9 protein-coding genes, 1 tRNA gene and 4 pseudogenes are annotated in these 11062 nt (G+C 68.5%); 9 read left to right on the forward strand and 5 right to left on the reverse strand.

Annotated elements, in window-relative coordinates; translation table 11 throughout:
* The first annotated feature begins 228 nt into the window (after positions 1 to 228).
* Together AB0411_RS36170 and AB0411_RS36175 are read left to right on the forward strand one after the other, a co-directional pair.
* Positions 229 to 744, forward strand: a complete 516-nt coding sequence (locus AB0411_RS36170) for a hypothetical protein (RefSeq protein ID WP_366421478.1) — start codon at positions 229 to 231, stop codon at positions 742 to 744.
* Positions 745 to 771: 27 nt separating this feature from the next.
* Positions 772 to 2079 (forward strand): DGQHR domain-containing protein, encoded by a 1308-nt coding sequence (locus AB0411_RS36175; RefSeq protein ID WP_366421479.1) that lies wholly within the window; start codon positions 772 to 774, stop codon positions 2077 to 2079.
* A 39-nt stretch (positions 2080 to 2118) separates the two neighbouring features.
* Here AB0411_RS36175 and AB0411_RS36180 read toward each other — a convergent pair.
* Positions 2119 to 2614: pseudogene (locus AB0411_RS36180) on the reverse strand (arsenic resistance protein); the annotation flags it as partial.
* On the opposite strand from AB0411_RS36180, the pseudogene AB0411_RS36185 reads away from it, so the two are divergent.
* Positions 2572 to 3059: pseudogene (locus tag AB0411_RS36185) on the forward strand (ArsI/CadI family heavy metal resistance metalloenzyme). The pseudogenes AB0411_RS36180 and AB0411_RS36185 overlap by 43 nt on opposite strands.
* A 602-nt stretch (positions 3060 to 3661) precedes the next feature.
* On the opposite strand, the gene AB0411_RS36190 reads toward AB0411_RS36185, so the two are convergent.
* Positions 3662 to 3985, reverse strand: a complete 324-nt coding sequence (locus tag AB0411_RS36190; protein ID WP_366421480.1) for a helix-turn-helix domain-containing protein — start codon at positions 3983 to 3985, stop codon at positions 3662 to 3664.
* 535 nt (positions 3986 to 4520) lie between these two features.
* Here AB0411_RS36190 and AB0411_RS36195 point away from each other — a divergent pair.
* The 6 genes from AB0411_RS36195 (at position 4521) to AB0411_RS36220 (ending at position 9723) form a co-directional block, all read left to right on the forward strand.
* Positions 4521 to 4994 carry a hypothetical protein gene (locus AB0411_RS36195; RefSeq protein WP_366421481.1) on the forward strand — a complete coding sequence of 158 codons (474 nt, stop codon included), beginning with the start codon at positions 4521 to 4523 and terminating at the stop codon, positions 4992 to 4994.
* A gap of 177 nt (positions 4995 to 5171) precedes the next feature.
* Positions 5172 to 6047 carry a hypothetical protein gene (locus AB0411_RS36200; RefSeq protein WP_366421482.1) on the forward strand — a complete coding sequence of 292 codons (876 nt, stop codon included), beginning with the start codon at positions 5172 to 5174 and terminating at the stop codon, positions 6045 to 6047.
* Between the two features lie 392 nt (positions 6048 to 6439).
* Positions 6440 to 7396, forward strand: coding sequence for a hypothetical protein (locus tag AB0411_RS36205; protein ID WP_366421483.1), 957 nt, complete (start codon positions 6440 to 6442; stop codon positions 7394 to 7396).
* On the forward strand, positions 7389 to 8957 hold the full coding sequence (locus AB0411_RS36210; RefSeq protein ID WP_366421484.1) for a hypothetical protein: 1569 nt from the start codon (positions 7389 to 7391) through the stop codon (positions 8955 to 8957). Before AB0411_RS36205 ends, AB0411_RS36210 begins: the two co-directional genes overlap by 8 nt.
* A gap of 138 nt (positions 8958 to 9095) precedes the next feature.
* Positions 9096 to 9168, forward strand: a tRNA-Arg gene (locus AB0411_RS36215).
* A gap of 234 nt (positions 9169 to 9402) precedes the next feature.
* Entirely contained in the window at positions 9403 to 9723 is a 321-nt protein-coding gene (locus tag AB0411_RS36220) for a GYD domain-containing protein (RefSeq protein WP_366421485.1), read from the forward strand.
* A gap of 125 nt (positions 9724 to 9848) precedes the next feature.
* Here the strand turns inward: AB0411_RS36220 and AB0411_RS36225 are convergent, their stop codons facing one another.
* From AB0411_RS36225 to AB0411_RS36235, 3 genes and pseudogenes are all read right to left on the reverse strand, one after another.
* Positions 9849 to 10466, reverse strand: coding sequence for a GOLPH3/VPS74 family protein (locus AB0411_RS36225; RefSeq protein ID WP_366421486.1), 618 nt, complete (start codon positions 10464 to 10466; stop codon positions 9849 to 9851).
* Between the two features lie 30 nt (positions 10467 to 10496).
* Positions 10497 to 10700 (reverse strand): annotated as a pseudogene (gene fdxA, locus AB0411_RS36230) (ferredoxin); the annotation flags it as partial.
* Positions 10697 to 11062, reverse strand: a pseudogene (locus AB0411_RS36235) (2-oxoacid:ferredoxin oxidoreductase subunit beta); the annotation flags it as partial. The pseudogenes fdxA and AB0411_RS36235, both read right to left, overlap by 4 nt.

Raw genomic sequence — 11062 nt, forward strand, 5'->3', positions numbered from 1 at the left:
GGGGCCCAGTTGACGGAACGCTCCGCGAACTGGGCCTCTTGCGTTTTTCGCTGATTGTTTGTCAGTCCTGCCTGTCACACTGAGCTCCATCAAGGTCACTCAGCGGGGGAGGGCTCCTGACATATGGCTGGCTCGGGCACAGTGAACTCGAACTCACTCAGCCGAATAGTCCAGAGGTACCGGGAGGAGGACAGCCCCGCCCTCCAGGTGGAGCTGGGGTTGCTCCGCATGCTCGACGCCGAGCACTGTGAGCAACTCACCCAAGACCTCGTGGAGTTCGCTGGACCATGGGAAATCCACCGCGCCACGGAGGACCTGGCTCCGGCGCTCCCGGACGCTCCTGGCCTGTACATGTTCGTCTGGCGGCCGCCGTTCCAGTTTCAGGTCGGCAGCGTGCCGACTCACGGCACGTTCCCTCAACTCCTGTACATCGGGCAGGCCGGGGCGTCGCAGACCGACTACGGAAACACGATCCGCCAGCGATACAAGGACTACCGGAAGTTCCTTCGCGGCGACCCCGAAAGTCTGTGGACCGACACGGAGCCCACCAACCGTAATCAGCGGCTAGCGCGATACCTCATCCTCCAGCCCATGGAGTTCTGGTGCGCCACCGTGCAGGAGCGCAACAGGATCGAAGGGCTGGAGAAGCGCCTCATTCGCCTGCACAATCCACCTCTCAATGACCGGGGACGCCCCAAGCTCCGTGGGCGCCTCGGTACTCCGCGCTCCGCCTGGCAGTCCTGATCAACTCCCAACGAAACAGAGGAACTCATGCCCTCGAAGACGTTCGTCCCGGCCTTTGAAGCGAAGGTTGGGAACTGGACCTACTACTCGTGCCTCATGAGCTACGCCGCCGTCGCGCGGGAGATCAACTTCGCACACGACCTCGGTGGGAACCAGGACCTAGGGACGATGATCCAGCGCGGTGTCGGTGCCCGCACGGCTGAGATCACCAACTACCTGCTCACAAACGAGAATCGCTTCCTCGGGGCCATCATCGTCGCGGCTTGGGGTGGCGCCCCCGAGTACATCCCCTTGGAGATGGAGAAGAACTCCGAGAACGGCGACGTCTTGTCCGGCATGGACCGCAACTTTGGTGTGTTGACATTCGATGGCACTCATCAGTTCTTCGCACTCGACGGTCAGCATCGCCTCAAGGCGATCAAGGACGCTGTGAAGCGTGACCCCGAGCTGGGTCGTGAGGACATCAGCGTCATAGTGGTCCCGCACTTCGACAACGAAGCCGGCCGCCGTCGCACCCGCCGACTCTTCACGAACATCAACCGCAACGCGGTAAAGACGACGGCTCAGGAGAACATCGCCCTGGACGAGGACGACGGCTTCGCCATCCTGACCCGTCGACTGCTCGACGACCACGACTTCCTACGCCGTGACGGTGTGGTGCAAGTGTTCAGCAAGGTCGGGACCGATGGTGAACTCAAGCTTGCTACCCGGCAGGTCGGGGTCACCGGTACAGCCTGGACCACGATCGGTGTCCTCTACGACGTTCTCACGGACCTCGGCTTCGGGCTCCACGACAGCATGAACAAGACCTCGCAGCGCGCCGCCGATGACGTCCTCGACGAGAGCTACGAAATTCTTGCCAGGCGCATCGACGAACTCCTCGAAGCCTGCGGCAAGATGCGGGAGCGGTATGAGGCACATGCGGCACCCAAAGACCTGCGTGCCCCTAAGGGACGTGACGGAGAGGGCCACTCGTTCATGCGGCCCGCGGTCCAGGTGCAAGTCGCCCGCGCTGTACGCCACATCATCGAGCAGCGCCTGCTCGACTGGCCCAAGCTGCTTGAGCGGCTGTCCGAGCTGGAATGGCGAATGTCGGCCGCTCCGTTCTCGGCTGTTTGGCAGGAGACACCGGATGGTGCCTCCCGCAAGGGCAAGATGATCCCAGCGAAAGACAACAACCAGGCCCTTTACGAGTTGCTGCTGGTCCATCTCGCGCCGAACTCTCGGGCACAGATCGACAGGGCACTGCGGGCTTACCGCACGGTCAAGAATGATCGCTACCCCGTGACCGCAGACGAGCTGGCAAAGCGGCTGACTGCTCCGGAGGCATCCTGAACATCACCGTCCATCCTGGGCAGTGCGCGTATGTCAGAACTTCGTCTCGTACCAGCTGCGACCCTTGGCCTTCTCGCCCAGGCGGCGGGTGAGGAGGCCTGCGGCCAGGGGGATGCCTAGGAAGATCAGCACGCTGCGGGCGATCTCCCACGCCGAGATATTCAGCCTGGTCTGCTGCAGGCCCCGCCAGCCGGGCAGGACGGAGAGGTAGAACCAGGCCAGCAGGCTGAAGGCTAGGACCTGGAAGACGGAGTTCAGGGCGACCAGGGCGGCAGCGGCCTCGCGGTCGCCGCAGGCCAGGTCGTTCCAGATGATGACCATGGCGATGCAGCGGGCCAGCTCGGCGATGATCAGCCCGGGCAGGTGCTCCGGCAGGTCGGGCTGGAAAGATCCACGCGAGCGCGAACATCACGGCGGGGCCGACGATCCAGTTGATCACCAGTGAGGGAATCAGCAGGCGGCGGTCGCGGGTGACGCTGTCCAGACGGTCGTATCGGACCTTGGCCAGCGCCGGATACATCATCACCAGCAGCCCTTCCCGATCTTGAGGCGTCGGTGGAGTTCTGCTCCAAACTGTTCGGCGTCGAGTCGGCCAATCACCGCCCGGGATATGCCAATTTCGCCGTCCTCGAGCCGCCGCTGAAGCTCGTCCTCATCGAAGGCGAGGCGGACCAGGAGACCCGCCTGGACCACCTCGGTGTCGAGGTCGACTCCACCGAGCAGGCCAACGCCGCCACCGACCGCCTGGTGGAAGCGGGGCTTGCGACCTTCAAGGAGAACGACACCCCTGCTGCCACGCACTCCAGGACAAGGTCTGGGCGCACGGCCCCGGCAAGGGGCCCTGGGAGGTCTACGTCCTCAAGGCCGACGCCGGCCAGATGGGCAAGAGCGAGATTCCCGGCAGCGACGCCTGCTGCGGCAGCCAATCCGCCACCGGACCCGCCGAGCCGGCTTCCGGGTGCGCCTGCGGCAGCAGCTGACCGACTCGCCCGGGCACCCCGCGCGTCGCAGGAGCGCTGAGCCACCGGTGCCTGATGGGCAGCGCTACTGCAGGGTGATCCAGCCGTCCGGGATCCAGCCGTCCACGTATCCCTCCAGAAACAGCCTCAAGTCGCCGACCGCCAAGTGCCCGATATGGTCGGTGATTTGGTTGTACGGGAGCCAGACGACCGGTACACCGACGTCGCACGGGGCGCCCGGCGAGGCTGCGTGCCCGGTGAAGATGCGGCGCCCGCCCCGCCGCTGCGGCCGGGCGCCAGATGCGACAGCAGGGATGCGGCCGGTGACCGCCCCGAGGCGGATGGCCCCCGCGGGAGCCATCGCGCGCACAAGGCGCTGCGCGGCCCGCCGGTACGGCTCGGATTCCCTGCGCCGCACAGCCGGCAAGCCCCAGGGGTGACCGGCATTCGGCGGTCCAGGGCGGATCAGGGCGACCCGGTGCCGCCGGTCGAAGCAGACAAGGTAAACGTCACCACTCCCAGGCGGTGCATACATACACATGGCGCGAGCGTAGGGGCGGTGTGTGCGCCGCGCGCGCCCACGCGGGCGGACGGGGGATGCGGCACACCCGCCCACACTCCTCCTATCGAGAAGGGGGAGGAGTCGGCAGCGCGCCGGGGCCCGGCCAGACCTGGAAGCCGAAGGCGGCCTCCAACCGGGCCAGGGTGCCAAGGTCGGGCATCACTTTGCCGTGGATGACGCGGCTGATGGTGGAGTGCGTGACCCCCGTCGCCTCCGCGAGAGTCCGCAGGCTGTGCCCGCTGACGGCGAGGGCATTCTCCAGGTTGCGGGCGAGTGCCTGGCCATAGTGGGCGCTGACGGGGGCATCGGGCACGAGAGCGGCGTGCGGCCAGGCTTCGTCGACGACATAGTCGCGCGGCACCTTGTCGTTACTGCTCCGGGGCATGGCCGGATCATCCCACGCACGCGTCATTCGCCGCCCCTCTTCCTCACTCCTCGGCAGCCGCCTACCGCTGCCATGGTGCATACATACACCATTGGCGGACTCTCGCGTAGACACCCTTCGATGCACCGGTACAACCTCATCCATACAGCTCAGCCCTCGCCGCTACGCCTTTCGTTAGCACAGCACCCGCTCACAGCCTTCACTCACTGCCGCCGGACAGCCGGGCTTCCCCGCCACTGCGTGAGCGCCCGTTTCACTACCGTGCGCCCCCTCCTTTTTCAGCGCCCGCCACACTGACAGTGAGTAACTGAGGCAATGGATTGAAAGACCAGGCCAGAGGGCATGTGAGGCGCGAAATGCTGCTTTCTCGCATGGGGCGACCCATTCCATTTCGAATTTCGTTCGATGCGGATTTGCCTCGCCGACTGTGGCGTTGAGGGGGCATTTCCGGGAGAAGATCTACGGGACTGAGAAGTCGCTGGATACGCTCCTCAGTGTTTCGCCGAATTCTGGATACCTGTGGGGAGGTTCTTCCATGCGGTCGCATCGGGCACTGGCCGTCCTCGATCAGCTGAGGTCGTTGGCCGCAGACGACGCATCGCTGCTGACGCAGGCGAAGGGCCGACTCGCCCGGGCGGAGAAAGAACTGTCGGCGGCCCGCTCGGCTTTCAACTCGGCGAACACGCGGGCTGAGGTCTCCCAGCGTGTCGTGCGCGGCGCCGAGGAGCTGCTGCCGGCGGCGGACCAGAGCTCGGCAGCGGACGGGGATCGCACCGCAGGTGTCCCTGAGGGGCGGCCGCGGACGATCGCCCAGGAGGTTGTGGCCTTCCTCCGCTCCCGCCTCCGCGCCGCCCGGGAAGAGATCACCCACCACATGGAGACCACACGCCCGGACGTCAAGCCCGCCAGCTTGCGGCGGGAGTTGAGCCGGATGGTCACCAACGGGACACTGACCCGGACAGGCGGGGTCTACGCGATGGCATCCGGGGACGCGGGCGGTGATGCGTAGCGCAAGGCCGCCACGTCGAAAACGTCCGCACACGCGTACGTGCCGCCGAGGTCGATTCGGCGGCACGTGGATACGCGGTCTTGGGCTCACGCATCGCCTTGATTCTATGTGCCTTTCGGCGCAGGTGCGAGAGCCTTACAGGAATTCGGCCCCACCGGGCCAGGAATTGGGCTCAACGTGTCTTTTTCTTCCTCTCATCGCGCAGATTCAGGTAGCGACCGGAACGCGGACTCCCGCACATCCGCAAAACACCGCGGCCAACGGCGTGCTGATAAGTCGCCTGCACGTCGCACGCTGCCCAGCTACCGCGCGAATCCCCGCAAGCAGGTCAACGTCTTTCTGGGGCTCGCCGACCTCGCCATCGGCACCGCCCCGGTGCAGCGGGCGGCGCTGGCGGAGCATGTCGGCATCGGTGCGGCCACCGTCGGCGACTGTATGGCGTTCCTGGCGGACATCGGGCTGGTCGAGGCCGGCCGGGGCCAGTACGCGATCACCGAGCGGGGGCGGGCCTTCGCCGACGCGTGGCGGCGGGACCGGGACCAGGCTCGACAGGTACTTCGCCCGCTTCTCGCCGCGCACTGGTCGGCCGCCGCGGCGAGTCGCCATCTGGCCCGCGGGCCCGTGCGGCAGGAGGAGTTGGCCCGCCTGCTGCGCGCCGGCCTGCCCGGTGTGCCCATGCGCGGCCACTACATGGTCGAGTGGCTGGAGATCGCCTTGATCGTGGAACGCGACGAGGAGCGGCTCGAAGTCCACCTGCCCGGCCGGCACGCCCCCAGGCAACCGCAGTCACCGGACTCGAGCGGTGAACAGGAGGGCAAGGAAGGCCAGGAGGAAGGCGCGGGGCAGGAGGAGGGGGCGGGGGTCAAGGACCGAGACGGCAGCGCCGCGGACGGCACCCGCGCCGACGCCGCTGACTCCCGGAGCACCGCCGGTGCCGCTCTGCTGCTCGGCATGTCCCGCCAGGAGATCCAGGAGCTGCCCGACGCCCGCTACAGCGCCTTCCTCGAAGGCATCCTGCAGACGCTGCACGGCGCCCTGGCACCGACCGCCTGACCGCCCGGAACCACAAGGGCGCCGGTCCGAGTGGACCGGCGCCCTGAGGGTGGCGGCTGGTGCTCGCGGCCGGCTTCTGGATCCTGCCCGCGGAGGGTTCGATCCCCTCGCCATCCACCACGTAACGATCAGCATGTCAGCCCGCCCCGGAAGGGAACCAGCGCCCATGTTCAGCCGCCCAGTTCGCCCAGGTTTCTGACAGCACATCAGGCCGCACCCCGAAAGGGTGCACCCGTCACCGGTACGGCCCGTTCCTGTTGCCGAATCCCTCCGGCCTCCCCACGGTGCATGTATGCACCGACCGTGTGGAGGTCACCCCATGCCGGAAACCGCGCATCCGCCCGCCCCGGCACCCCGCCGACCGGGCCGCTTCGTCGTATCGGCGGCGGCGCATGGCCGATGAGGTCCCGCTCGCCGCAGCCGTCACAGCCGTCCTGGCCGCCTGGCAGGAACTCGTCGCGCGCGGCGAGATGTCCCCGCAGACGTTGAGCCGGTTCGGTCAGCTGCTGCGCCGCTTCGAAGCCTTCGCCGCCGTCCGCGGCGCGCCGCTGCTCGCCGATGTCGATGCTGCGGTTGCCGCGCAGTTCATCGACGCGCACGGCCACACCCGTCACCGGCACGTCGCGCCGGCTTCGCTGTCCACCCGGCATCTGCGCCGCAGCGTGCTGCGGATGTGCTTCGCCACCGCCCGCCGTCTCGCCCTGACCGACACCGACCCGACCCGCGACATCGACCTGCCGGCCCGTCTGTGCGGCGCCACCCGGCCACTGGACGAGGCGGAGGCGGTCGAACTACGCCGCGCGGCCGACTTCACCGACCGCCCCACCCGTCACTCCGCCGCGGCAGCCCTGGCCCTGGCCGGCGGATTCAGCGGCGAGATCGGCCACATCGCGCCCCGCGACATCGACCTGGCCTGTGCGCGGGTGTGGATGCACGGCTCGGCCAAGACGCAGCCGCGCTGGTGCCCGCTGGATGCCTGGAGCGCCCAGGTGCTGGCCGCCCGCGCCCACCACCTCCACGCGACGGCACCACCCGAACAAGCCCCGCACCGGCTACGGCTGGCTGTCTCGGTGCGAGGCGGTACCGACGAGCAGGTCCAGGCCCGGGTCTGCGTCGCCCTGCGCGACATGCTCAAACGCATCGGCCTGGGCGCCGACCGCTCAGTGCGGCCCGCCTCGATCACCGCATACGCGGGCCGGGCGGTCTTCACCGCCACCGGCCGTATCGAGGTCGCAGCCCGTCACCTGGGCATGGCCTCCCTCGACAGCACCGCAGCCCTCATCGGCTACCAGTGGCGCGCCGAGGCGACACACCACACACCACCGAACGGGGTCGACTTCGATGCCTGATGACCTCTTCGGCGACCGCGTCCCGCGCGCAGCCCGCAAGAAGGCCGCACGCCGCGCCGGCGAAGCCGACCTACGCACCGTCTCCCAGCGCATCACCGACGTGGCCCGCTTCGACGACCTCTACCGCCTCGCCGACATCCTCGCTCCCACTCCCGGCCCGCGCCGCGGGCGCCCGCCCCACTACCCGCCCTACATCTACCTGCTCTTCCTCGCCCTGCGTGGCATCCACGGCTCCGCCCGCTACTGCGCCGGCGACCTGCAAGAACCCAGCGTGTGGACGACGATCCGAGGCAGCGTCGCGCAGCACCTCGGCCACGACGAAGCCGCCCGCCTGCCCGAGGCCGGGCCCTCCCGCCACCAGTGGCAACACGCCCAGCGCACCCTGCTTATCCCCCGCCTGGAAGAACTGAGCGAAACCTTCGCCGACCTCGCTCTGGCCCAAGCCCTGCGCCAGGGTCTGCTGCCCACCGACGCCAAACGCTCCTGGAGCAGCCCGCAGCGCCACCAACTCATCGCCGGCGACGGCACCGTCGCCAAATCCCCCACCCTGTCCACCACCCCCTTCAGCGTCGACCCCACCACCGGCGAAGTACGCCGCCACCGTGTCGACCCCGCCTCCTCCTGGCAGAAGGAAGGCGGCGCCGACCGCAACGGCAACAACGCACAGAATGCAACGCCGGCCGGAACAGCAGCCGACACCGACATCCACGCCCACACCGGCGAGGGCGCGATGGTGCTGGGCACCAAGTTCGTGGTCTTCTCCACCCGCCACCGCGGCTACTTCCGCCGCGTCTTCCTGCGCTACGCCCACGTCCCCCACAACCAGCCCGGCGGCGAAGCCGCCGTCGCCCTCGACCTCGCCTGCGCCATCCTCGACGCCGCCGAGGGCTGCATGGGCGTCCTCTACGACGGCGCCCTGCGCGGCATACACCGCGACGTCATCGCCCGCCGCGGGCGCCTACTGGTCAACAAACAGCACAAAGGCGCAAGCCCCCGCTACATCCGCACCCTCGACTTCGGGTGCTGCCGCCACGAACTGTGGTCCAACAGCGGCCGCGTCCACGAACGCGCCTTCCTCGACGACGGTACCAGCACCCTCATCCCCCTGTCCGTCGGCAAACTCGAACGCCGCGCCAGCACCCACACCCACCGCTGGTACCACCTGCTCGACATCCCCTGCCCCCGCGGCCCCCACCAGCACCGCGAATCCGTCGGCGTCACCAGCACCATCGGCGAACAGAACCAAGGCCAAAGCGACACCGAGACCGGCTTCCACCGCGCCGAAAACCTCCTCCAGATCCCCGACAACACCGCCGTCCACCAGACCCTCTACGGCGGCCGCGAAGACACCGAAGCCGGCTTCTCCCAACTCGACCGCTCCCTGTGGAACCGTCGCATGATCGCCTTCGGCGCCGAAGCCCAAAGCCTCGTCATCCTCGGCTTCCTCCTCGCCCAAAACGCCACAAGCGCAGCCCGCTACCAAGAAGACCCCGCCTACTCCGACGCCCACACCGAGACTGCAGACCTCAGCAGCGACCCACGAGCAGCTTCGCGATCATGAACTGAGCCGAGGCGCCAACCACACTCCAGCCCCATCCGCTACCCTGTCTGGGACCGCTGCTCGCGGCGGTCCGCTCCCTTGCCAGGAACCGGATGAATCATTACTCAGAGTATTCATCTACGTTTTACGCAAGGCCCGGCCTCCGTAGCTCAGGGGATAGAGCACCGCTCTCCTAAAGCGGGTGTCGCAGGTTCGAATCCTGCCGGGGGCACAGAAAGGGGTCAGTCCAGGAGGTTTCCTCCCGGGCTGGCCCTTCGGCGTTTCAGGGGGCTGCCCTACGCGTGCCGCTACGTCCACCACGTCGGCGCGGAGCCGGCATCCGCCGGCGGATGCCCCGCCGCCTTGGCATCCAACGGGTGAATCAGGGCATTCGGTGCGTGGCGGTCGGCGTGACAGCGGGAAGGCCCTCTGCACACCGGACATGCGATGGGCAGGGAGCGTCCCGATGCCGAAGTTTCTGATCCAGGCCACCTATACGCCCGAGGGCACCAAGGGGCTGCTCAAGGAAGGCGCGAGTGGGCGCCGCGCTGCCGTCGAACAGGTCGTCACGGCTCTCGGCGGGACGGTCGAGTCCGTGTACTTCGCGTTCGGGGAGGACGACGTCGTGCTCATCATCGACCTGCCCGACCCGGTCTCCATGGCCGCCATCAGCCTCGCCGTCAAGGCCAGCGGGGGCCTGCACACCCGGGCCACGCCCCTCCTCACCGTCGAGGAGATCGACGAGGCCGCCCGCCGGCAAGTCCCGTTCCGCGCGCCCAGCGTGTAGGGCGAGGGCGGGGATTCGTTCCGTCTCACGGGCTGCGTCGCGGGTCGCGGGCAGCGCGCAGGGGGCCGGGGCTATGTGCCGAAGGCGACGGTGCCGTGGGACTGGAGGTCCACCGGTCGCGCGTTTCAGTAGCCGCACATCAAGGCATGGGCGGCAGCCCTGACGGATGCCGAGACGGCCGAGCACGCGAGGGCGACCGTGTCCTGAGGCGAGTCCGGAGAAGGGAACGTGTGATTCTGCGCAGGTCCGGGCGACTGCGGGAAGCCGGATATCCATCGGGGTAGTGCGGCCCGCAGTAGGGAGCGAACGGCCGTGGCCGTGCTCGTGTGCGGGCTCGGCCGAGGGGTTCCCTTGGGCAGCAGAAGCGGGCTGCGGGACAGCACTCCGCGCCCGGAGTCGGGGACCAGCAGGCCTCGGTCCACGAGACGTTCCTGAACCCCGACGAGGACAGGGGGCGCGAGACGTCCGACCCATGTCTCGGGCGAGGCCGTGCGTCGCCCGTGTGCGAGGCGGCGCTGCGCCTCGTCCTGCACGGGGTCGCCGGTAGGACCTGGACGGACCACGGTCACACGGTCGGGACGCATGGCGATGCGGCCGGCAAGGGACAGGTCGATCAGGACCGCGCCGGCCAGCGCACGGCTCAGCTCGATGCGCCAGACGGCCGTACGACCGCCGGTCGCCGCAGCGGCATGAAGCATCACCTCATCCGCAAGGGGCCGCGCCGGTCTGTTCGTCGGGGGCATTCACGTTCCCGCTTGCGGTGAGGGAACGCGGTAGGACGACCACTCCTCGGGGAGTTCTTCCTCGTAGAAGATCGCCTCGACCGGGCAGACCGGTTCGCAGGCGCCACAGTCGACGCAGGCGTCGGGGTCGATGTAGAGGGAGCGCGCCCCCTCGTGGATGCAGTCGACGGGGCACTCGCCCAGACATGCTCTGTCCTGGACGTCGACGCAGGGCTCGGCGATCACGTAGGTCATCGCGGGCTCCTCGGTGCGGGGGCGACGGTCCAGGTGTCGTTGCCGGTGAGGAGGGAGGCGAGGTCGCCTTTGCCCTTCTGCTGGATGGCGTCGTCGAGTTGGTCGGACATGAGGGTGTCGTAGACGGGCCGGTCGACGCTGCGCAGGACCCCGATGGGGGTGTGGTGGAGGGTGTCGGCGTCGGCGAGCCGGGAGAGCGCGAAGGCCGTGGTGGGCGAGGGGTTGTGGGCGTCGTGCACCAGCACACCGCCCGTGCCCTCCTCCCGGACGTCGATGACCTTGAGGTCGCCGGTGGCCGGGTCGCGGACGACGCCCTTGGAGCCGAAGCCGTCGGGGGCCAGGGCGCCGAAGCGGATCGGCTG

This window comes from Streptomyces angustmyceticus (assembly GCF_040701845.1).
Lineage (GTDB): Bacteria > Actinomycetota > Actinomycetes > Streptomycetales > Streptomycetaceae > Streptomyces > Streptomyces angustmyceticus_A.